We start from the raw sequence: 23353 nt of genomic DNA on the forward strand, positions 1-23353 counted from the left end.
TTTTTCCGTTTCATTCTCCGTAATTTGAACCATTTTATCGCGCATTTCCCCATCCATATACAAATGTTCATTGTCACGACCACAAGTAACATACAACCAGCAAATAACCAGGGATTCATGACATCTTTCTCCATTCCCAATCCTTCTGTAGAAAGACATACATTTGTTTTTTCTCTGATAACACCTCACGTGCCATTTGAATTTTTTCTTTCGGCAAAGAAATGAAAATTAGTTCTTCTGCACCTATCGTTTCTGCCCATACGCCGGTATAATCGATGTCTACAATCTCAACGATATTTACCATTCTTTTCTCCCCTTTCATTGTTAAAAAGAAGAAGAGCACTGTTTAACAGTACTCTTCTTACAATTTATTTATTAGGAACGTTCCATTTCCGTTTCCTTTGGCTGTTCTTTCTTTTTCACCCCTTTAAAACGATGGAAAATCTGTGCGAATTTATTTTCGTTTTTTGGTTCTTTTTCCTGACTGGATTCTTTATTGCTCTTTTTATCGTATTCTTGTTTTTCCTGATCTAAAGCTTTTTCCAGGTTAGTTAACTTTTCACGCTGAGAATCTGTTAGATTCATTCCTTTTAACTCCTGAAGAGCTTCCTTCTTCAACCGATATACTTCAGGATAAGAATGTGTTTTCTCAAACTCTTTCATTTCTTTGACACGTTCTTCCCGACTCTTGGAATACGTTTCCTCTTGTTTCCCTGGGCGATCTTCCTTTTTCTCTTCTTTTGATACCTGTTCTTTGGAATCCGATGACTTCTCTTTATCACTCCCCAATATTGCCAATACTTCAGCCTTATACTGTTCTTTATATTGTTCCTCCTCCTGAGAAGGAGCAATCTCTTCTAGTACTTGTTCCTTGTATGACTCTTTATAAGCATCTTTCGGATTTTCTTTTGGTACCATTACCTTATCTTTTTTCTGTAATTGCTCTAGGGGTTCAAAAGACTGTTCTACTTGGTTTTCCATCTTTGGATTGGCTGTTTCGTCCATTTCTTTCCTTTCAATAGCTCTTTGTTTTATCATATTTTTCACTACATCAGACAACAGCTTTTCTCCTGTAATTTGAAGAGAGGATTTCGACCAATTCTCACCATCTATTTCTTGTTCATATACTCTCACTTTCCCTGTACCATGATGAACATCAATTGTGATATCTCCTTGCCCCCAGTCCATTTCGCTTGTCACAGATGGAATTGCAAAACGCGTCATACCTGGCTCGACACCTCGTCTTACCTCCTGCATATTCTCTTTTGGAAACCTCTCTTTTTCTTTTCCAGCTGTATTCATCGCATATTCATATAGTGCATGTTTTACATCTTCTTGTTTTACATCTTCTTGTTTTACATCTTCTTGTTTTACTTGTTCTTGTATACTCATTTTTGCCTTCCTCCTTAAAATAAAAAATCACTTTCCGTTTTAAAAGGATAAGTGATGACTATTTTTCTTCATTTAATTGTGAAAACAAAATGATTATCGCTCCAATTCCACTTCCTGTTTCTTTTTCTTTGTTACATTTTGGAATTGTGCAAAGTTCGAGAATGGTTTAAACTGTTTCTCACGATCAACCACTTTAGATTCAGTTTGTTTTGTAGCCGTAACTCCTTCTTTATTCAACTTTTCTTGCACTTTATGTTCTAATTGTGTGACAGACTCTTGTGTGATGAGTTCATTATCAATCGCTACATGTTTCGTCGCAAAATACCGTTCTTCCATTTGTACACGATGGATAATACTATCAATATCGTTTACTGTTTCATGAGATTGCGCTCGCTTAAATGCTTCATACTTTCCACCCAATTCTTTTTCCATAGAAGCCGTAACATGTTTAGCTGTGTGCGGAAGTGGGTTTATTTTTTGTTCAAGGGAGTCAATGGACGCATATCCTTCTTTCTTCATTTCTTTATACAATTCCACTTCTTTTTCACTAAACGATGGATTTTTTTGCTCCTCTCCCTTATCAACTAAAATGCCATATCGTTCATCTTTTACTATTTCATCCAGACTCATTTTTGCATCTTTCTCATGTAGAAGAAACGATTGATTGCCTTCTCCGTCGAAGATGGAATTCTGAACTTTTTCATATACATCTGATTTCAAAATATTGTCCAAATAGACATTTTCTCGATTACCGTTTTTCTCCATTAAAGAAACATATAAATCTTCTCGATCAGACTTATCAGGATTCCATACTGATAAATAGTTGATTTCTTTTGTCACGGCATCCATCATGTGTATTCTTGCGACTTCCTCATCTTGTATATCCTTATCCAAGACTTCAATCGTTATTAAATGAGCTGGTGTTTCTTTCAAACTATCATGATCCATATCCTTTATATTTGTCATACTTTCCACCTCTTTTTCATGTATTTGCTCTTTCACTTTTTCCAAAGTGTTTTCAATCGTTTCAATAAATTCAGTAGAAGTTTCATGTACTTCTTTTAATAATTTAGATTTATCTTTTAGCTCTTTTCCTTGTGTCCAGTTCGCTAAATAACCTAACGAATACTCGCTTGTATCAATTCCAAAATAGGAAGAAACCGTATAAGCTGTCATCTCTGCTTGAAACTCTTTTTCAGATGCTGAGTAATTCATATGCGTTTCTGCTGTATGAAGTTTGGCATGGGCTAATTCATGAAGAAGCGTTTTTACATTTTGCAATTCACTATTTCGTGGATTTAAAGCCACCTCTTTTGTTAAGGTGTAACTCACCCCCTTTGCAACCCCAAGTTCTTGTTTTGGTTCAATAATTTTCACGCCGTTTTTTTCAGCAATAGCCTCCATTCCTTTGTATAAACTCTTGTAATCCCCTACGCTTCCTTCTAGCCAACGGTTTGGAAAAATACGAGGTAAATCTTCAGCTTTTACGTTCGTCTGAGACACATCAAACACATAGCCGACAGAGAAATATAATCGACCTGGTTTGACGTCTACCTTTTTAGATTCAATCTGTTTTTTCTCTTCTTCACTTGCTTTTGCAACAGGTTTCCAAGTGCCGGTTTTGTCTTTAAATTTTGCTGTTGTCCGGTTCGGAACAAGGATCTGTATTCCTTTCTCACCCTTATTAACCGAAAATCCTTTTTCTTTCCAAAAAGAAAAGGAACCCACGGCTTTGGATCCCTCAAATTGACTCTGTATTAATGCAATGTTAGATGGCGAATAGCGATAAAATTTTGCCATAAATGATAAATACTCTTTTAAATCTTCTGGTGAACGAAAGTAGCCTTCTATACTTTTTTCCATCTTTTTCGTCAGTGCTTCTACCTTTTGTTTTTTCTCTTCAAATGAAACAGGGGAACGCTTCTTACTCATTGTTTTCCGCTCCCTTTGATGAAGCTTCTATTAATTCATCCATCGTTTCTTCATTCCAGGTTTCTAAATCTGTTGGAACACATATTGTACGAGTTTTCATATTAATAGGAATGAGTAAATCATTTTGCGGAAGCTCAATATAATTGAATAGCTCTTTTTCTTCCTCTTCTGTTAACTGGATTGTAACTTCTTGATTGCCCACTTCAAAAGTGACTTCTTTTTCGCCAATAAATTTTATGATTCCAAGTTCAATATCTTCGTGAAATAATAACATCTTCGTTTCCCCTTTGCTGATATAAGATACCTATCTTAATTCCTTGTTCTTTACTTTTGCGTTCCACTCTACCATACTACCTAGCCATACAAATGGAATTGCAGTCCCTGCGCAGTGTAACAGAAACAATGTATCCGTTACAACCTTCGTTACATATAAACAGAGTAACCCTACACCCACTATGCAACCTAACACCAATAAACGCACAAGTTGTTTCCATTCCTTTTCAATGACTAACATGCTGATTACTCCTACACAAATGATTAACAGAAAGACAGCAACCATACCTAACGAATTGGGCACGGTTACAATTGGTTCAATTCCTGAAGATCCCATCTCTCATTCACTTCCTTATCAATTGATTTCATCAACAGGTATAAATACTGTTTCCTTTTGTCCTCTGGACGCCTGATGATCTACTTTCTTTTGTCTTTTATGTGCAATTCTATCTTCTACTACTTTTCTTATATGCTTTGTTGCTTCTGTTTCTGCGATATCAGTTGTACAAACGCCTTGATAATTTTCATGTTCATAAATCCCATTCATAAACTCAAGTAACATTTGCGTATTTTTATCCGCACTATTGGTACCGAGTCGGATTTTTGTCAGCTCTTCTTTTAATACTTCATGAAGATGTTTTGTCACAACTTCTGTAATATAACGAAGCGACCATTCTTGTTGTTTTGCTTGCTCATGATCTCTACACATTTTGGCAAGTGCTACACCGTTATATCGAATTTGATGTTCTTCCATATAAGCCCTAAAGTAATGATCTGTTTCTTCATCAATCGTAAATAACCGCTTTACCTCATTTTCTTTCATCGTTCATATCCCCTCTCATTTTGCTGTTGGATGTCCCTCTGAAGACGCTCATAATAACGTTGGTTTTTCCAACTTTCATATTCACTTTTAAATGCGCCCTCCATCTTTTTGAGTGCATATTGCATCGAAACATTTTTCTGAAAGTTCTTTCGCTCTCTAGGCTTTCGGTCTAACATTTTATCAATGCGCTGTCGTTCCTTATCGTACGCTTTCATCTCTTGTAAAAATGCGTTTCCCATTCGCTTGTGAAGCTCTTCTATTTTATTTTCCTTATAATTTTCATATCGTTTCTTATCACCAGAACCTTCTCCATATGCTCGCTTTAATACATCCACCTCTTTATCTAACTTTTGAAGAAACTGTTTATAATCTTCTTTATGATGCTTCTCAATATATTTTTGCGTCAATGCATCAAGATGAGGACGAAGAGGACGCAATGTACTGTAACTGTATTGCCATTGCCTTTTATCTTCTGGTAAACGTTTATAAATGAACTGGAATAATGGTTTCAACTCTCGATTGCGCCACTTCAATGTGGAATCATCTTTCTTTTTATCAACCATATTCTTTCGAATCAAATCGTTAATCTGTTTTTGTTCTTGCCCACGATCCATAATATTTTGAGCCACTTTCGCTTTCATCGCATCTAATGTTGTTTGTTTTCTCTTGCCACGGTCTCTCGTTGGATATGGCTCCACTGTTGCGATATGAATATGAATGTTATCCGTATTATAATGAATCGCTCCTGACCAAACTGCTGTATGTTCTAATCGTTCTCTTTTCAACATTTCTTTCATGGATAAGCGAGTAACATCCATCAATTTTTTATCATCAACTGTACGTGTTTTCGGGTCATATATGCCATGTTCTGCAAGCCATTGGTTATCAAATGTAATCACATCTTGCCACATGATACTGTTATTCTTTTGGGCGAGCTGAAACATCTTTTTTAGGTCTTTCTTTTCCTTTTTATTCAAACTGTTACTCTGTTCTGTAAATAAAGCGGACGTCTTTTCAGAATCTCCCATGTAATCTTGATACAGAGAAAACATTCTTTTGTGTGCTTGCCCTTCTTTTTTTGCTTCTTCTCTGTCAATATACTCCACATAATTTTGAAAACTTTCTCCATCTGCTGTCACAAATTTAGAGACTGTTACAACCCCTGGCGTCACTTTCGCTTGCATAGGACTTGTTGAAACACTCATGCCTCTTCATCCTCTGTCATGAGCTTTAAAAATGCATTCATCTCCTTTACAGCTTCGAAACAACTTTCCATCGCATAGATATTTTTTTCGAGCAACTGTTGAAGATACAATTCACGATTTTGTTGTTCCTGATAAAACGCTAAGGTCTCCAGTTGACCTCTCAAGAATTTATCTCTTGAAAGCCCTTTTGCTTTTGCGATTTCATCAATTCGTTTTACCGCAACTGGATTCATATTTCGAACTCTTACCTCCATTTTCACTTCCTCCTCTAAATTCGGGATCTCCACTCAAAAAGAGAGAGAAGAGCATAAGGGGTTTTTGTTCCCACCTAGGGTGTGAAGCTAGGCAAAGCCTAGCGAAACCGTGGGAACAAGAAGAACTCCGAAAAGTCGAGTCGAGGTCGACTCAAATTCCCCTTTAGTTGAGTCACGGTCGACCCACTTTTCTGCATAGGTTGACTCGAGGTGGAGTCATAAATAAAGAAAGTCGAGTCATGGTCGACCCAACTTTTTTCATAACCGCTCCGCATCTTTTGCCTTCTCATCTAATTTTTTTATCTTTTCTTTGACCTGCCCTTGCTCCCATTTGTATAGTTCAACCTTGTCTTTTGATTGCTTAATATTCGTTTCTTTTGAATTGATTTTTGCATCATTTTCCATCTTTTCCGTTTCCGTTTGATACTTAGCGTCATTCTTCCATTCTGTGATTTGCTCTTGCCACTGTGTTTGTTTAGATGTTTCTTGTTTCATCATTGCATCGTATTGTTTTACTTTTTCTTTTAATGTTTTTTGCTCGATACCAATGAATACTTTCGCATAAGAGCCTTTACTTTTTTGTGAAATCCCTTCTTCTACATCTGTTTTGTTTTGATCGGAGAAGAATGATTTTAAGAATGTTTGCTTGTCATCTTCTTTTGAAACTTCTTTTTCTTCTTCCGTCTTTTGCTTTGTCTCTAGCGTCACATCTCGAATATTTTTTTCAAATACATCAAGCGCAACTGCTTGCCATTTAGGAGATAATTCTTTCACTTGTACAACAAGATTCTCATCATCCTGATACACAACTTTCACCGGTAATTGAAGATTTGGATTTACTTTTTCTTGCGCTTGAAACTGATATTGCTCGCCATCTGCCCCCTCTACATGAAGAAACATTTCTATTGTATGAGAAGCTGGATCATACGCTCTTCTTTCCACTGTCATTGTTCGACTTCCAAATAACGCAACCGGCTTTTTTAGTTCTGTATGATAAACCGGTTCTTCGTAAGGTACATATAATTTCGAGGTAAAGAACAAGAAAAAACCGACCAACATAAACCCTACAATCAAACCATATATCCATGATTTTTTTCGTCTCAAATTCACACCACTCTTCACAACTTCCATGTACCTAGCACCTCACTTTTTTAAGATGGAATAATTTGAACTGTTAGTTCTTCTACATTGGTTACTTGCCAATTCTCTTGATTCTTTTGTACAGTCACTTTCATCACATTTTTTGTTTTATCCGTTTTTCCTTGCGCTCCTATGGTCAATGTATTTTGAAATTCCGCAATGATTTCTACCTGAGAAGCTCCAATCGTATAGGCTTGTAAGTATAACTTCATATCAGATGGTTTAGATACATAGGTATCATCCATTTCGAATGTATCCGTCGGATAAAAGAGTTGAAATATTTCGTCCTTCATCAGTTTTTTTGCCTTTGCTCTTCGCTCCTCATATCCTTGCTTTTCTCGATGAAACGATAACTGAATAAACTGTTCTACTGTTGAAAGATATGCTTGCCTCTGTTGTTCCTGTTCCGAAGGAAGTGTTTCCTTCACTTTCTTTTTGAGTTCTTCATTTTCAGTTTGCAACACCTGATTTTGAACTTTTAATCGTTTTACATCTCCTGTTTCATCGTTACGAGCGTACAGAAAGATGTTCAAAAAAGTAACGCCTGCAATCACAATCGCAAGCGTTATAAACCAAAATTTCCTTTTATCTTTTTCAATCGGCTTACTCATTTTTTCCGCCTCCTTCACTTACATTTGTTTATTTAGGATGACTATATTTTTTAATAGCGTCTCACATGCCCACTAAATACTTTACTCCAGTATGGGTTTGATAAATTTTCGATTGAAACCCCCTTGTTTGTTTGACAACCAATAAAAGTATTCTGGTCAATTACAATGCCAACATGACCGTCATGTTTATACGTATCAAAGAAAATCACATCTCCAGCTTTCATTTCCATTGGTGAAATCTGTGTGCCAATTTTATTCAAGGTTTCTGTACTTACAGCCCCCATTGGACTTACATTCATTCCTACTTGTTCAAATGCCCAGCGTACAAAACTACTACAATCAAAGATGCCTCTTGCGATGTCATTTGTGTTCCGTCCACCACCAAATACATAGGTAGAACGTCCTATCCATTGACGCCCCACATCAGCAACTTGCGAGCCGGAAGAACCGCCTCCTACGGCACCTCCACCGCCGTTGACAGGCACACCAGGCGTATAATATTTCAACACGGCATCAACATAAAGCGCGTCGCCATAGCATGCCCCATACGGTATCATTTCTGGTCGTACACAACGATACATGCCCGTATGTTTCACTTTTTGATATTGCTCTGCGGAGAACTGAATGGCTAATTCTTTTGTATATTTACCTCCGTGTTTTGCAATAAAATCGAAGAATCCTGTTCCAAAGTTGTAGGCTTGCAAGGCTGTTTTAATATGATCCATATCACCCGGTCCCGTGACACCCGCTCGCTCAATCGCATGCTTAAATTCTTGAACGCCAGCCCAAATAGAGTAGTCTGGATCGGTAATACAATTCGGCCCTTTACAGTACTTTGTATTGAAAGCTCCTTCAGAACTTTGCATGGGATCGAGTCCACGTCCACCACTCTCCTGCATCATTTGACTAAGCATTAATGGGACAAATGCCTCAACGCCGAATTGCTGGGCATACTTCCGAATTGTCGGCTCCCATTTCAACACTTCTGCCGAAACATTTGCCGTCCCTATACCACCCTGTGGGTATGTAATATCCCCTTGCTTTTTATTTCCTTCCATTCCACCAATAAGTGTCATTGTAGCCCCTAAAAGAATTGTTCCAAGGAGAAAAAGTAGACTCAGAGCGATCATAATCAACCACTTTTTCGGGATAATTTTTAGTACAAGATGCATGAATTATGCCCCTCCTCCAAACAAAGCTAACTCTTCTTCTGTTACATCGACTTTAAATAAAATGTTCTTCACGGCACTGATGCATAACAGCACATCTCCTGTTGGTAAAAACGGTATTTCATTCAGTTCACTTGTACTGATTTGTCCCGCAAATACTCGCCGTAACATATCTAGGTTGTTGCTATCTTGTTGCATAATAAATTTGTACTGCGTAAGCTCAAAGAGTGTCTTAATTTTTTCTACCGCTGCCACACTTGCATCCTCTGGCACAAAGTCTCGGATAGAATGACTTGCAAATACAATCCCTGCAAAATATTTACGTGCTTCTCGGCTAAACTTAATCGTAAAATCCACCGCATGTTGACTACGTTCACTCGTATTTATCAGATGATGCGCTTCGTCCATGATAATGAGAAAACGCATTACGTCTTCAAACTTTAATTCCTTTCTATCAAACGCCTTCCACTGCGGTTTTCCGTTTTCTAGCATCTCATCCCACATTAAGTTCATTACACTGAAAATCTGTGCTTGATAGATTTCTTCTTTTAAACTCATAAGATGGCGCAATGAAAAAAAGACAATTTGCTCTTTAGAAAAATCTTCTATTGTAGAAATACCGTTAAATAAATGTCCATAATTGTCTACTAAATTGATAAGATTTAATTCAATCAGTTCTAAGCGTTCCTTACGAGTCGGACTGACATTAGAACGGTAGATTCCTTTCTTTATATCTTCGTATAATTCTGTACGAACAAAATGTAAATAATCAGAGAAAATCGGATATTCACTTGCTGGTAAACTCGTAATATGATTGACAGCTTTCGATTCATCACTCCATAATTTCTTAGCTACATACATTTTGCGCAGTAAATTCTCATACTCCTTAATTTCATCATCTTTTGCTTCTGGCGCAATAAAGCGATAAAAGATACTCATTTTAGATAAATGCTGGGTAAATGAACCTTCTTCTGTTTCAGCCGTCTTATACACTTGAAGCGGATTAATTTTTCCTTGTGATCCATCCAGTGCGATCTGCTTTCCATTATATTCATGCACAATATCTTCAAACTCACCTGTAATATCAAATCCCCTGATTTTATACCCCTTCATCGCATAATCACTCATGATTTTTTTCAGCAAGGTTGACTTACCAGCTCCCATTTTCCCGATTACAACCGCATTATAACTTTTTCGCTGTGCATCTTTATGAAACAAATCAAAAATGACACTCCCCTTTGTTTTGGTAGTGCCATAGTAAATCCCATATGGATCATTTAGAAATGTAAAGTGAAACGGGAAGCCTCCGGCTAAAGAAAGAGCCGGTACTTCTTTTCCATTTCGTTTATTAATATATTGCTTTTGCATTTCAAAACTTGATGTGAGGGAAGCCCATTCATGTTCTTGTTCATTTAAGAAAATGGCTCCTCTAAAATTATATGATTCTAATGTTTCCATGACTTCTTTTGCTTGTTTTTCAAGCTCTGCCATTGTTCGTGCGGAGATATAGATACGTAAGTGAACTCGTTTCAGCACCTCTCCTTTTGATACTTGTTGATACAACTGTTCCAACTCTTGAAACTGTTGTTCCGCTTCAATTCGTTCAATATTTTCTTTTGCGTTCGCATGTCGAACGCTTTGTTCTGCCATTGATTTATTAATGGATTCAATCACTACTTTTCGGCTGTCACTTATAATATCTAACGTTGTAATGACATTCGGCATATTCATGATAGGCTCTAACCAAAAGTCATTTACTGTCGTTTGATACCCGTATACATGAATACAAGCTTGTAATCCATCTCCACCTTGCACATATAGTTCTTTAAAGTGAATGCCCCCTTGCGGTTGAATCTGGGAAACTAATTCTTTATTGATTTGTTTCTTTTCTTTTTTCTCTTCTTTCTTTTTCTTTCTCTTCAAAAAATGTAGTACAGACACATTCATCACCTCTCCTTATTTTTTCGAACCGATTTTCGAGTTTTGATTATGCAATTTATATAGAATTTCTATTTTCTTTTCCTCTTCCATTTCTAATAATGGTATGCATCGTTGCAAGTACCTTTTTGACGACTCCACCCGTTCTTTTACAACAAATTCACTCTCACCATATACAAATAAAAAGTACTCGCGATTTGTGCGCCCCCATTCTAAATACTGAAGTTCTTTCAATTTTTGTACGAGGAAACGCTCGTATAATGGATTCTGACATGCTTCAATTTTCTTGAGTAGAAAACGTTGTTGCGGCTCTGTAGAAACGGGAAAGTTCATGGATACAATTTTGATGGACTCTTGATACGATTGGTAATAGTGGGCAAGGTGATAAATCGCAAATTCTGCTTCTTCCTCGTTCAGGGAGTAAATATCTGTTCCCTGGATCTGCAAGATATCTACAAAACCTTGTTCTTCCCGAAATTCAAAAACACCATTTGCTGTGATATCAATAATTGGGATAATCTCTGCAATACTCTTTTTTATATGAGGTGGTTTTTCTTTCTTTTTAGCTTTTTTAACTTTTTTCTCTTTCTCCTTCTTCCCTATTCTTCCCGAAGCCTCGTCAATCTTCGCTGTTTTTTGTACAACCTCTTGCTTCTTATTTCCTAGATGTTGCATCATATTCTTCTTTGTTTTCTTCACCGACACGACTTCTTCTCTCAAAGGAGCAACGACAGGTTGCGTTTCTTTTTTTTCTTGAAATCCTTTTATTTTCACTACCTCGCCTGGTTTCTTTTCTTGTTTTTGTGGTTGGAGAAAAGGTTTACTTTCGCTCTTCTTTTCTACCTGTCTATTCATTTCTTTTTCATTGAATAATGCCATCCCATTTCCTCCTTCAGTCTTGTTCCTGGTCAATTGCACAATACGTAGAACGCTTTCTAGCTAACGCAATGAACAATACCTCAAACATCCGTTTTTGTGGGTTTGTATTTGGACGAACAATCAAAATCACTCCTACTATCAACATAAAAATATAATATGGAATTTGAAACATGGGATGAATCAAAGGCTTCGTTGTCATGGTGAAAACCACAAGCCCAATAATAAACAGTAGATCGAATAAAAATAACGCTTTGTTAATCTTTAATTCCGTTCGTATTTCCTTCGGGATATTATAACTTGCCATTTACATTTCCTCCTTTTAAGGCCGAAAAAAATAAGCATTCCTTGTATGCTTACTGTGCTCTACCCTATGCATCTTTTCTAGGATTTCTTCTTGAATTCTGATTTACATTTGGCTTCTGACTCACGCCCTTATTTTGACCTTTGTTTCGTAAACTCTCCCCTGTATTTTGTCCAAGTTGATACGAACGTTTTGTCTGTTGTACCGTTGGAGAACTATGAAAAGCATTGGAAAGGCGATCCTTTGCATATTGTCCAATTGTACGATTTTCTCTTTGCGGTACTGGGATATCACTTGTAGAAGATGGCGCTGTATCTACTGGACGAGATGAACCTGAAGAACTCTCACCGCTTGATGGTGTTCCGCTATTACTTGGTTGAGAAGGTTCTGGTGCACTTGTCGGTACTCCGCTACTTCCGGGTTGCGATGTTCCTGGTCTACCGGATGGTGTCCCACTACTACTTGGTTGCGATATTTCTGGTGTACCTGATGGTGCTCCGTTACTACTTGGTTGTGATATTCCTGGTATACCAGATGGTGCTCCACTACTACTTGGTTGTGATGTTCCTGGTGTACCGGATGGTGCTCCGCTACTACTTGGTTGCGATGTTCCTGGTGTACCAGATGGTGCTCCGTTAATTCCTCGTGCGCTTGATGGTGTTCCGCTATTACCTGATTGTGGTGTTCCTGGTGCACTTGTTGATGCTCCGTTACTACCCCGTTGTAGCGTTCCAGATGTAGCTCCATTCTTACCACCTGATGTATTTTTTGTAAGGTTTGGTTGCGTTCCCTGCCCTTCTTTTTTCGCATCTTTATCAAAACCAGATGATTTCATTTCATCTTGCAAAGACATTGCGCCACCGCCTGCCTCGCCTTGGGACGCTTGACTTTTTTCTGTTCCAGAACCTGATTGACCCATTTCATCTTGTATAGATGAATGACCAGTTCCATTTGCCCCGCCATCGGCATCGCTTTGCTTTTCCTTCCCTTCTTTTCCATTCTCTTTACCTTGCTGTCCTTTTATTTGCTTCTGATCTTGTTGTCCGCTATCACTTGCTTTCCCCGCATTTTTATATCCGCTTGCCACGCCAGCGACACCTGCTCCCACTTGTAATGCACCATTACCTGCGCCTTTCATCATGCCACCAACTTTCGACATCGTACTACTTGTTGCTTTACTAAGCCCTTTTCCAAGTGCGTATCCACCAGCAACAACTCCCCAGCCATTTTTAAGCCCTGCATCAATACCAAAAAGACGTTCACAAATGACGGGACCATCTACAACTGCAAGGCTTAAACAAATTAAAGCCATGACGTAAGCAATCCCATCTACATTTTCATGAATATAATTCATACCAATGAGGTAGAGCTTTAATGAAATAAAAATCATAATCATAATTAAAAAAGAATTTAAGATATTGAGAAGGATGTGCTTTGTCTTTTGTCCGTTTGCCACATCTGCCGGTGCAACTAAGTTTGCTAGAATGTAACTGAAAGCTAATTCAAAGCACAGTTTTCCAAGTTTGATTGCTGTAAATAGCAGTGTCATACCAATGACAAACAGAGACGGAGCGATTTTCCAGAAATCCCAATCCCAGCGGTAATATTTATCTGGCCAAAAATCAAACCATCCGTTTTTCAAGTCGATGAGTACTTCTTTTCCATCTGGTGCAACACTAAGTTTCTTTTCTAATATTTTTTTTCCATCATCAGTTAGTCCTTTATCCTTACTAACTTTAAAATCTTTATCAATTTTCTCTAGAATATCAATTCGTCTAATATTCTCTTGGGGAATTTGATTTGGTTCTTTTAATTTTGTGGTTTTCCATTCTCCTATATCAAATTGCGCTACATCTGTGAGACCATCTTTTATAATTTTTTCACTTGTTGTTCCACTTCCTTTGAGATCCACTGCCTTAATTGCCTTATCTGTGAATTTGTCTGCCTGCATCATCGCTGTACTGAGTAACACAATTACGCCCATACTGATAAAAATATTGACTGCAATTTGTTCTCGATTCGTTTTTCTATTAAATATCAGTGTGTATCCAATATAAATGAGCGAAAAAGCAAATAGTACATACAAAACCGGTTGAAAGTCTCGTACAAACGATTGTACTTGTTCTGAAGCAAACAACGTTTTTACCAAAAGAATTTTATCTGTAATCCCTTCTAATGCATCTACCAGATACGACAATCCAATAATAATCATCCAACCAATCGAACGGAGTATATAATTGATAAAGCCTCCAATTTCTAAATAATCATTAAACATCTTCAATATTTCTAAAACTTTTTCATCATTCATATTTTCACCCTCCTCTCTTATGCTCCGAATACATCTTGTATGGTCATATCAAAATGTTCATCAACTTCATCCACCCGGATGACAATTGGTGCTTCACCAGCTCCTCCTGGTTGTAACACCACAACACCATTTGTAAGCCCAATCATCACTTCTTTTCCTGCTGTTACTTGTTTCCCGTAAACTTGTAAAATATGTTGTAAGGGATTGGTTACCTGCATCATACTTCCTCCTTCACACCTTCTTTTTCTAGTAAACTATCCATAACTTCACCGTATTTTCCATTAATCAACCGATAAATATTCTTATCAATTTCTCCTGTTGTCACTAATATCTTCAGCTCATCAATAAAGTTTTCCATTGTACTTGCTTGAATATCCGCTAATGATTTGTTCCATTGCCTCATACATTGTTTTTCAATGATGTTCCAAATGGAACGATGTGTTTCAAAAAATTCTTCTGCTGTTTTGTACTTCCAATTTTCCAAGGTAAGTGGCTCAAATGGACTAGACGGTTCTGATTCGTACACTGAACCCGGTTCAGATGCATACGCCTCTTCTGGAATCTCAATATCTTCATCAATATCCGCAAATTGTGGCTCCTCCGGATCCTCTTCTGAAGGAATCGGAACTGGTTTTGGTTCAGATACTGCTACATTTAATTTTTGTTCCTCTGTTTGTTCTGTTGGTTCCTCTTCTTGTTTTGGGATGAAATCAATAATGAGATCCTTTGGATTCACATATTCATGTAAAGAACGAATATCGATATCTAAAATAGATTGATCTGTATCAAAGTCGTCTCCAAGGTATTCCCAGCGATATTTCATAACCGTTTTTCCTCGGTTCAGAATTGGGAAAGGCTCTATTTTTTCAAATTTATTATCTCTACGTTTCATAAAACGTATAACTGCACTTTCTCCCTCTTGGAATCTCATTAACTCAGTTGGTGTTAATAATGGTTTCGTATCGATTCCTTCCGTTTTACTCTTATCAATAGACAATCCTTTTCCGCTTCGAGATAACGAATTGATTGTTTGATTCCCTAACTTTTCAGATATTTCTTTGGCGGTTTCTTTATTCCCAGATTGAATATAAATTTGATTCCCGCAATTATCTTGAATCGTTGTACTTGCGTCTCCATATTTCATTTTTAATTGAGGTAGAGCTTGCACAATAAGGTTAAAGCGAATATTTCGCCCTAAACAAACCGTAACAATATTCCCCATATCATCAATTGGTGGCATATTACCAAACTCATCCAAAAGGAAGACTACTTCTCTATGACACTTCCCACCACGAGCTAAACCAGCATACTTAGATAGCACAAAATAGAGCTGTCTAATAAAGATAGAAGCGATCACATGATTACTAGAATCGTAATCCGGAACGATCATAAAGACTGCAATTGGTTTTTCAAAGATAACAATGTTTTCAATTTGTAATCCATCTTGTTTCTCGACAACTTTGTATGTTGTTTCACCTGTATCTTTGTTAATTGTTTGAACCTCTATGATCGTTTTTTTCTTTGTTTCGCTTTCCATTACATGGATACGTTGCCCCTTTCTTACCTTTTGCTTAAAGTTCAGTTCAAAACGTCCTTCTGTATCTGTTTTGATACTCTCTTTCGAACCATCCGGAAATATAATTTGTACCCGCACCCTTGGTGTTCCTATTCCTTGTATACTTTTCCCAAAGCCAATGCGCTTTAAACCGATACTATTACGAGATGTCATTTTTGCAATTCCTTCGAATGTAAAGATGGATAGTTTACTCATTGCTGTACTAAAAATTCCACCTCTTGTTGTGCCACCTTTTGCAAAATTTGAAGTCGCATACTGCATCTTTGCCACACTATCCGCCGGAAGCATTTCAAAGTATATATCTAACATATTTTTCGTATTTCCTTGCATATCAATCACAATCTCTTTCGAACCAAGCTCTGATAACATATTGGCAACCGCATACATACAAATTTTATCTTCTGTTTTTTCCTCAATACATTTATCTATAATCGCTAAAATTAGCGCATTACATAAACTCATCGCACTGGTATTCCAAAATGGGTCTTTTACATTTGGATTGTAGTAAAGAGAGTAGGATAAGGTATTACAAAGTGTTTGTGCTGTCGCTGTATCCCCTTTTTTATAAGCATCTTTAATGAGTTGAAGCAAGTTATAACTCATGGACTCTAAAGGATTAATTAAATTTAAAACTTCAATATGAAAACCTCGTTGTTCCAACGTTTTTTTAGATGCTGCCAGCAATTCACCCTTCGGGTCATTCGCGATTATAGAGGGTTGTATTTCCGCACGAGAATACGCATCAATCGTTGGAAATACAAAGGTTTCCCCTTTACCAGACCTTGTTGTACCAATGATTAGGTTACTAACTGCCCCATCATCTATGAGTAGTCTTCCCGCTTTTGCACTATCTTTTAATTTTTTAATTTCTTTCCATTTCTCCATTCCTTTTGCATCTATAACCCTTTTTGCTTGTTGGAAAATGGCCTTGCAAGAAACCACATCATATCGGGAAATGACAACGCCACCCTTCCCTTCATATCTCTCCGTTTTATCTGGAATGGCACGATACTGCTGTTTAACTTCATCTAATGTGGCAAAACGAGATGAATCTTTTTGATTGTGATTCAAATCTTTAAAGCTTGAACGGATTTTGTACGTGAATTGCAATGTACATAAGCTCGCAATCATGAGTAATATCAAATAGATAAAAAGAGGATGTTCAAAGGTATATAAATCCTCTATTCCAATATGAAAAGGTTTTGGATATAATAAATCCGAAAATGTTGTTTTCACTATTTCTACAATGACGTTTCCTAAAAAATTAGCAATAAGAAAGATTCCACTAAACAAAAAAGTACTCATCGGGATGAGTACTTTCCATTCAGCTAATTTATATTTTAGTGGTGGCTTTGGATTCACACTTCCAAACATTTTCTTGCTCTCCTTTCATATTTGTTCCAACTATCTTCTCTTGGTTCAAAAGCTCCTTTACAATGTCTTGTGTAGCTTGTTGTAAAACCACTGTATACACAATAAATGCTAAAACAACAAATCCGATTACAACGGTAATTTGTGTGAAAATCATTGTTATTGTCGCTCCCTTTCTTCTAAGATAATTTTCAATTCACTATAGAATATCCATTGCTTATATCCCATTCGAACAAATAATAAAACAACAGGCGGTGATAATAATAAAGCCATTAAAAACGCTAAATTAGGTATATTTTGCTCTTCTACAAAGACCATACTAGCAAGTAAGCCAATTGCTACTAAAATTGCTATTGGAATGTCTAGTAGCAACATTCGTTTCTTCACTTTCTTCTCCATCCTACCCCGTATAGACCAAATTATTAGCATATAAAATGCAATCATTAGAATATAAAATACACAAAATCCTATAATTGCGTCTACTGTATGTTTTTGTGTCCATTCATACCCAGAATGGTTGATTCCCCAAATGATATAACCAATTCCTAATGCACCTAATAACATGTAGATCCCTAAACTTATTTTTCTCCCATACGCTATGCATTTTTCCATCCGTATTTTCCTCCCTTTTTAGAAAATAAAAGAGCTGATTGAAGGTTTAACCAGCTTGTGATCTGTTTTATTTATTATTTGTGTGCCAAAGTATTCTTTTCAGATTGTGACGTCTGTTTTAAGGCGATTCTGATTATTTGTAAACCAACTACAATACCTGTTACAAGGAAAACTAACGGATAAAAAGCTCCATCTTTGTATCCGAGAAAGAAACCAAGAGCAAAAAAAACACCACAAACACTACTTATCATCAATGTAGATAATCCAAACAAATAGCTTACCTTAAAGATAGTCAATTTTTTATAGTCCTGATCCATTACAAGTAACCCTGTCATGAAACTAGCTCCAATCAAAAGAACTGTCATCAAAAGATACATATGCGCTCTTTCAAAAGTGATACTTGACTCATGATACCAAGGGAGCCAACTTCCTATTCCTTGATACCATATAATTCCATACCACCAACCAAACATCCCGACTATTATCAAATAAAGCCATCCTAAAAAATGAACATGATTACTACGAGCCAACTTCTTTATATGATCCATTTCAAACTCCCCTTCTAAAAAAGAATATAAAAAGAGCTGGTTGAATTTTCAACCAGCTTGCTATCTTTTCTAAACGAAATCCTAATTTGTACTTAAAAAATATTCATCGATTAAGCATAATGAATTGAGGGAATTTAATATCAATTTCTATTGGAGGTAATGTTTGAAAACTGGCTATGATTTTTGTGTTTACCTCTTTCATTTGTTGTAAAAATGATAAAAACTCATTTACTTCTTCGGCAAATAAATAAAATGCGTCATCAATTATTACAAAGTCATGCTGTTTAGCTAAATCAATTATTTCTTTGCTCAATTCTACTTTCGGACAGGATCGATTGCACAGGTTTATAACATTTAACTTATCTCCTTCAAACAATTCTTTAAGATCTCCATACTCACCAATAAAGTCTAAAACCATTACATTATCTAACTTGATAGCAAGTTCTTTTAAAGTTGCTGTTTTACCTGTAGCAATACCGCCAACAATCTTTAAATTTTCTTTTATGTTTAATATCTCATTTGTTTGAAACATGTTATACCCTCCTTTTAAATCATTATTTATACACAAGTTGGTTAAATTTCCGAATTGTGTATTTTTTCATCTTAACTGACGTGCGCTTCATATTTTCTCCAATACTTAACTCATACAACTGTATTTGGTTTCTTCTGATCTGTCGGCGGTTTTGGTTTATCTCCTCCGTCCGTTGGCGTGTCTACCGGTGGTTTTGGTTTATCTCCTCCGTCTGTTGGCGGATCTACTGGCGGTTTCGGTTTGTCTCCCCCATCTGTTGGCGGGTCTACCGGTGGTTTCGGTTTATCTCCCCCATCTGTTGGCGGGTCTACCGGTGGTTTCGGTTTATCTCCTCCGTCCGTTGGCGGGTCTACTGGCGGTTTCGGTTTATCTCCTCCGTCTGTTGGCGGATCTACTGGCGGTTTCGGTTTATCTCCTCCATCTGTTGGTGGCTCTACCGGCGGTTTCGGTTTATCTCCTCCGTCTGTTGGCGGATCTACTGGTGGTTTCGGTTTATCTCCTCCATCTGTCGGTGGGTCTATCGGTGGTTTCGGTTTATCTCCTCCGTCTGTTGGCGGGTCTACCGGTGGTTTCGGTTTATCTCCTCCGTCTGTTGGTGGCTCTACCGGCGGTTTCGGTTTATCTCCTCCGTCTGTTGGTGGCTCTACCGGCGGTTTCGGTTTATCTCCTCCATCTGTTGGTGGCTCTACCGGTGGTTTCGGTTTGTCTCCCCCATCTGTTGGCGGGTCTACCGGTGGTTTCGGTTTATCTCCTCCGTCCGTTGGTGGATCTACTGGCGGTTTCGGTTTATCTCCTCCATCTGTCGGTGGGTCTACCGGTGGTTTCGGCTTATTTGGCAATGGATTAGAAGGTTTTTCCTCTACTTGAATAGGTAGTTTTATATTTTCTTGTGGTATCACATCTCCGATGCTAGCTACTGTTGTATCTTTTATATTTCCAAACACAAGTTGATTATCTTTCGTTTCTGTTGGAACACTATTCGATGCAACAATCGCAACATCATCTGTATTTAAATGACTTGATTTTGATAATTCCTGGTCTAACATAGCCACGACACGTGATGTCGCTTCATCTGAACTTTTGATATGACTTGCAATCTGTTTATCTTTTGTATTCAATGGTTGCTTTTTCATATGATCTAATACAAATGCAACATCTTGATTGGGCTCCTGACTCTTCACAGCATTTTCTGTTAAAGAAGCAAAATCTTTTTCTTGTAACTTTTCGGGTTCTTTCTTTTCTTCTTGTTTCTTTTTCTCATTTTCTACTTTTTTAGAAACAGATGCTTTTTTATCTGTTTTCTTACTTTGCTCTGAACCAAATAAGCTACACCCTGACAAAATCCCTACAGATAGAGAAGTCGCTGTAACTGTAAGCCCCATCTTTTTTAAAACGTTTTTATAATCAATTGGCATTTCATTTCCTCCCTTAGATTTCCTTCAATACTTTATCGATGTTTTCAATCTTTTTCTTTTTCTCTTCATCTGGTACTGTTGATTGCTCCACTTCTTTCTTTTCTACTTCCTTCACTTGTTTCATCACATTCTTATTGCCTTGTGCTTTTGCAAAGGTAAAGCAATCCTCATATTTTTTAAGCCTCAAATATGCATCTACAATGGATTGTTCTCGGCGACCATCTATACTCACCTTATCTTTTAAACGAACAACCTCTTCATCTTTTTTTGCTAACACTGCTTTTTCAAAGTCGATCACATCATTTTTGGCTTGAATCTCATTCACTTTTTTCAAATTATCAATGGCTACGTAGTAGCTCACAACACTTTCCGCAAATTTTGGTTCATACTGTAAGGCCTTACTGGCTTTCCCGCTCAACAAGTAAGAGAATAAAACTGCCTTTTGACTCTCTTTATCTAATTCTTTATAATCTAACTTCTCAAATTCTTGAATCGCCTTTGGATATTGTTGAATCGAGGCTTGTTGAAGTCCTTTAACAAGATGTGTATCTGGTTGACTTGTTCTTGCCTCAACTGAATTTGATGGAACAGTATACAAGGAAAACACGCTCACAGCACCTACTACGATCCCTCCAATTGCTCCGCCAATCATTTGATACAAATGTTTTTTGTTCCCTTTTCCCTCTTCTAAAGGACTATCTGTTTTTTCTTGTTGTTCTCCTTTCTCCCTGGTTTTCTCTTCTGGCTCTTTTTCTTCTTCTGGTGGAGCAATCTCTTGTAAAAATTCTTTAATATCTTGTTTCATGAGTTGTAAAAGTGCTTCTTTTTGCCCCTCTTGGTCTTCATCCATTTCCATAGAGGAAAGTTTATTCTCTACATGTTCATACAAATGAGAAGCATAGCCAGAACCTAGGGACAATGTCCCTGCATACATCTCTTCACTGTTTTGATCTAAAATGTGAAAATCTACATGGATAATATTTTGTTGTTCCTGTAACTCTTGTTCCAGTCGATACGTAAGCTTACACGCATCCAGTAAAGACATTTTTTGAAAACTTTTAATCTCTGGTGTTGCACTTTTGGTAAACATGACCTCTAACATAAGTAATTTCCCCCTCTCCTTTCTAACGCTTTATGGCATATAAAAAGAAGCTATACAAGTGCATAGCTTCTTTACCAAAACGTATTCCGTTGTCTCTTCACATCCAAAAGAACAGGATAGATCCAAACTTGATATTACTATTAATGCCTTCTGCCAATCCTTTTGCACCCATTACAATAATTAACCCTACAGCTGAACCAATAAACCAGCCTTTACTCTGGTGTCTTCCACGCTCACCACCCCAGATCAGGTAGTAACCACCTATACAAAATGCGATAGCTGCACTAATGATTCCTAAACGTTGTGCCCAGGTTAAAACAGCTTCACCTGTACTAACTAAACTAGACATGCCATCTCCAGCACCTAAAATCAAGTTATTTAATTTAAACATCTCTTACACTCTCCTTATATTTGTGTTATACAACTTCATTTGACTGAGAAAGTGTACCTGTACCTTCAGGTACCCTACTAGGTCCTTTCTCTTCTTCTACAAATAGAGTGAGCGCTTCTAAGATTAAGTCTTGATTTCCTTCAACGAACTGTTGATGTTGTGCGTGTAACCAATTTTGATAACTTTCTCCTTTGACCTTCAGTAACTTTTCGACTAAGTCTTTTGATTTTTTTAAATCTCTTTGTGTAACAGTTGGAATAGGCAATTTATCACACCGCCTTTCTATCCCCTTATTTATCGATATACATTTCCTTCATATTACGTACAAACACATCTAGTTCTTTTTCTAACTCAGATGATTTATATTTTTCAAATTTAATTTCCTTTTTCAGTTCACCCTTTTGATAATATGCTAATGTATCTGGATTTTGTTTTACACCATAGTATGATTGATCTTTAGTTCCATCATATTCGGGGTGATAACTATTCAATTCTTTACCACTTACGCCATTAGTATCAAAAGCTTTTTTTACTTGATTTGTATTGAAATCTCTTTGTTCTTTATCAAAAGAATAAACTACAAACCCTGTACCATCTTGTAACATGAATTTTTTAACCTCTAATGGTTTTAACTGTTCAAGTTCTCCTTTCTTGCTATTAGAAAATACCAGTGTAGAGCCAATCCCTAGAACGGCAACCAATGCAATGATGACGGCAATGATTTTTGATTTTTGAGTCATACTTTTGACCTCCCTATGTTATTAAACAAGCGATTTTGGAGTCTACTGAGAGTTCAGATTATTTCTCCACATCTGGTTGTTATTATAGCAAGAATATTGGGAAAATAGTGATAAATAACCATTTATGGCTGATATGGTAAACCCTATATTGGCATGCATATCAGAAACAATCCCGACTCGCCTCTGATAAGCCCAATACTGCACAACGTTTTGGCATGTACGTAGAACCTTGTGTATCTACTGTTTTTCGTTTTCATCGCTTCTTTAGAATGTCGAACTTGGGATATTCCTCACGATTACTTACTCCTACAGATAATGGATACACCGTATCTTTCCCGTGGTCACAGGTGTGTTTTAAGTATCCACACACCGAACTTAGAAATCGTATACCCAACCCTTCTAGTGACCGTTTCGAAAGGGGGCACGCATGTGAAGTTTTCAAAGGGCAATTGTGCTTTGATAAGGAAAAACTTTCGTTTTGAACGTCTATAAAAATAGGTACGAAATTGTTGGTTTTTCCATTATCATCGGATAAAGCTATTTATCTCAGCACACTCCAAAACCGCTTGTTTGTTCTCAAAAATCGTTTTATTTCCGCCGTTGGCGCACGGTTGTCAATTCATCATTCTGGTTTCTTCTCTTGGCAATTATTTTTTGCTTTTCATCCATGACTGAACGGACACGGTAATAGATCTCTGCAACCCTCTCAATGTTTCCTGTCGTATCTTCTACCGCTACCGCTCCTTTTAGCTGATACACTTTGCCATCGAATGTTTTGACACTTTGTGCACATGACGACGATATATCATAGAATGCAAGTCTTTGCTCTTTTCCCATGTCT

At 37.2% G+C, this 23353-nt stretch carries 27 protein-coding genes; all 27 read right to left on the bottom strand.

The window, feature by feature from the left end:
• Nucleotides 1-115: 115 nt before the first annotated feature.
• Nucleotides 116-304: a hypothetical protein gene (locus tag ACQGS6_RS04295; RefSeq protein ID WP_426964904.1), complete on the bottom strand. Its 189-nt coding sequence runs from the start codon at nucleotides 302-304 to the stop codon at nucleotides 116-118.
• A 71-nt stretch (nucleotides 305-375) separates the two neighbouring features.
• Nucleotides 376-1392: a hypothetical protein gene (locus ACQGS6_RS04300; protein WP_426964905.1), complete on the bottom strand. Its 1017-nt coding sequence runs from the start codon at nucleotides 1390-1392 to the stop codon at nucleotides 376-378.
• 93 nt (nucleotides 1393-1485) lie between these two features.
• Entirely contained in the window at nucleotides 1486-3324 is a 1839-nt protein-coding gene (locus ACQGS6_RS04305; protein WP_426964906.1) for an ImmA/IrrE family metallo-endopeptidase, read from the bottom strand.
• Nucleotides 3317-3598 carry a hypothetical protein gene (locus ACQGS6_RS04310; RefSeq protein WP_277547026.1) on the bottom strand — a complete coding sequence of 94 codons (282 nt, stop codon included), beginning with the start codon at nucleotides 3596-3598 and terminating at the stop codon, nucleotides 3317-3319. Before ACQGS6_RS04310 ends, ACQGS6_RS04305 begins: the two co-directional genes overlap by 8 nt.
• A gap of 30 nt (nucleotides 3599-3628) precedes the next feature.
• Complete coding sequence (locus ACQGS6_RS04315; protein WP_426964907.1) at nucleotides 3629-3934, bottom strand: hypothetical protein; 306 nt, start codon at nucleotides 3932-3934, stop codon at nucleotides 3629-3631.
• An 18-nt stretch (nucleotides 3935-3952) separates the two neighbouring features.
• Nucleotides 3953-4420 (bottom strand): hypothetical protein, encoded by a 468-nt coding sequence (locus tag ACQGS6_RS04320; RefSeq protein ID WP_088070539.1) that lies wholly within the window; start codon nucleotides 4418-4420, stop codon nucleotides 3953-3955.
• Nucleotides 4417-5625 carry a MobP2 family relaxase gene (gene mobP2 / locus ACQGS6_RS04325; RefSeq protein WP_426964908.1) on the bottom strand — a complete coding sequence of 403 codons (1209 nt, stop codon included), beginning with the start codon at nucleotides 5623-5625 and terminating at the stop codon, nucleotides 4417-4419. The genes ACQGS6_RS04320 and mobP2 overlap by 4 nt, the downstream gene beginning before the upstream one ends.
• Nucleotides 5622-5879, bottom strand: a complete 258-nt coding sequence (locus ACQGS6_RS04330) for a hypothetical protein (RefSeq protein WP_426964909.1) — start codon at nucleotides 5877-5879, stop codon at nucleotides 5622-5624. The genes mobP2 and ACQGS6_RS04330 overlap by 4 nt, the downstream gene beginning before the upstream one ends.
• Nucleotides 5880-6137: 258 nt before the next feature.
• Nucleotides 6138-7010, bottom strand: a complete 873-nt coding sequence (locus ACQGS6_RS04335) for a hypothetical protein (RefSeq protein ID WP_426964910.1) — start codon at nucleotides 7008-7010, stop codon at nucleotides 6138-6140.
• A 20-nt stretch (nucleotides 7011-7030) separates the two neighbouring features.
• On the bottom strand, nucleotides 7031-7630 hold the full coding sequence (locus ACQGS6_RS04340; protein ID WP_426964911.1) for a MerR family transcriptional regulator: 600 nt from the start codon (nucleotides 7628-7630) through the stop codon (nucleotides 7031-7033).
• A gap of 50 nt (nucleotides 7631-7680) precedes the next feature.
• Nucleotides 7681-8706, bottom strand: coding sequence for a lysozyme family protein (locus tag ACQGS6_RS04345; protein ID WP_404841065.1), 1026 nt, complete (start codon nucleotides 8704-8706; stop codon nucleotides 7681-7683).
• 99 nt (nucleotides 8707-8805) lie between these two features.
• A complete protein-coding gene (locus ACQGS6_RS04350) occupies nucleotides 8806-10746 on the bottom strand; it encodes a VirB4 family type IV secretion system protein (RefSeq protein ID WP_426964912.1) in 1941 nt (646 codons plus the stop codon).
• Between the two features lie 9 nt (nucleotides 10747-10755).
• Complete coding sequence (locus tag ACQGS6_RS04355) at nucleotides 10756-11616, bottom strand: hypothetical protein (RefSeq protein ID WP_426964913.1); 861 nt, start codon at nucleotides 11614-11616, stop codon at nucleotides 10756-10758.
• Nucleotides 11617-11629: 13 nt separating this feature from the next.
• Nucleotides 11630-11920 (bottom strand): DUF5592 family protein, encoded by a 291-nt coding sequence (locus ACQGS6_RS04360; RefSeq protein ID WP_016110490.1) that lies wholly within the window; start codon nucleotides 11918-11920, stop codon nucleotides 11630-11632.
• 64 nt (nucleotides 11921-11984) lie between these two features.
• Nucleotides 11985-14225 carry a pLS20_p028 family conjugation system transmembrane protein gene (locus ACQGS6_RS04365; RefSeq protein WP_426964914.1) on the bottom strand — a complete coding sequence of 747 codons (2241 nt, stop codon included), beginning with the start codon at nucleotides 14223-14225 and terminating at the stop codon, nucleotides 11985-11987.
• 17 nt (nucleotides 14226-14242) lie between these two features.
• Nucleotides 14243-14446 carry a hypothetical protein gene (locus tag ACQGS6_RS04370; protein WP_426964915.1) on the bottom strand — a complete coding sequence of 68 codons (204 nt, stop codon included), beginning with the start codon at nucleotides 14444-14446 and terminating at the stop codon, nucleotides 14243-14245.
• Complete coding sequence (locus tag ACQGS6_RS04375) at nucleotides 14443-17175, bottom strand: VirD4-like conjugal transfer protein, CD1115 family (RefSeq protein WP_426964916.1); 2733 nt, start codon at nucleotides 17173-17175, stop codon at nucleotides 14443-14445. Before ACQGS6_RS04375 ends, ACQGS6_RS04370 begins: the two co-directional genes overlap by 4 nt.
• Complete coding sequence (locus ACQGS6_RS04380; protein WP_088070525.1) at nucleotides 17135-17329, bottom strand: hypothetical protein; 195 nt, start codon at nucleotides 17327-17329, stop codon at nucleotides 17135-17137. The genes ACQGS6_RS04375 and ACQGS6_RS04380 overlap by 41 nt, the downstream gene beginning before the upstream one ends.
• Before the next feature lie 2 nt (nucleotides 17330-17331).
• Entirely contained in the window at nucleotides 17332-17784 is a 453-nt protein-coding gene (locus ACQGS6_RS04385; protein WP_088070523.1) for a hypothetical protein, read from the bottom strand.
• A gap of 74 nt (nucleotides 17785-17858) precedes the next feature.
• Complete coding sequence (locus ACQGS6_RS04390; protein ID WP_426964917.1) at nucleotides 17859-18332, bottom strand: hypothetical protein; 474 nt, start codon at nucleotides 18330-18332, stop codon at nucleotides 17859-17861.
• A 103-nt stretch (nucleotides 18333-18435) separates the two neighbouring features.
• Nucleotides 18436-18864 (bottom strand): hypothetical protein, encoded by a 429-nt coding sequence (locus ACQGS6_RS04395; RefSeq protein WP_088070521.1) that lies wholly within the window; start codon nucleotides 18862-18864, stop codon nucleotides 18436-18438.
• Between the two features lie 110 nt (nucleotides 18865-18974).
• On the bottom strand, nucleotides 18975-20279 hold the full coding sequence (locus ACQGS6_RS04400) for a hypothetical protein (protein ID WP_426964919.1): 1305 nt from the start codon (nucleotides 20277-20279) through the stop codon (nucleotides 18975-18977).
• A gap of 13 nt (nucleotides 20280-20292) precedes the next feature.
• A complete protein-coding gene (locus tag ACQGS6_RS04405; protein WP_426964920.1) occupies nucleotides 20293-21381 on the bottom strand; it encodes a hypothetical protein in 1089 nt (362 codons plus the stop codon).
• Nucleotides 21382-21478: 97 nt separating this feature from the next.
• On the bottom strand, nucleotides 21479-21772 hold the full coding sequence (locus tag ACQGS6_RS04410) for a hypothetical protein (protein WP_002187987.1): 294 nt from the start codon (nucleotides 21770-21772) through the stop codon (nucleotides 21479-21481).
• Between the two features lie 25 nt (nucleotides 21773-21797).
• On the bottom strand, nucleotides 21798-22037 hold the full coding sequence (locus ACQGS6_RS04415) for a hypothetical protein (protein WP_061687780.1): 240 nt from the start codon (nucleotides 22035-22037) through the stop codon (nucleotides 21798-21800).
• Nucleotides 22038-22062: 25 nt separating this feature from the next.
• Nucleotides 22063-22512 carry a hypothetical protein gene (locus tag ACQGS6_RS04420; RefSeq protein WP_088070514.1) on the bottom strand — a complete coding sequence of 150 codons (450 nt, stop codon included), beginning with the start codon at nucleotides 22510-22512 and terminating at the stop codon, nucleotides 22063-22065.
• A 588-nt stretch (nucleotides 22513-23100) separates the two neighbouring features.
• Entirely contained in the window at nucleotides 23101-23349 is a 249-nt protein-coding gene (locus tag ACQGS6_RS04425; protein WP_002187991.1) for a hypothetical protein, read from the bottom strand.
• Nucleotides 23350-23353: the final 4 nt, after the last annotated feature.

Origin of the sequence: Bacillus sp. GMs2/2, assembly GCF_050172095.1 — a bacterium.
GTDB classification, from domain to species: Bacteria; Bacillota; Bacilli; order Bacillales; family Bacillaceae_G; genus Bacillus_A; species Bacillus_A cereus.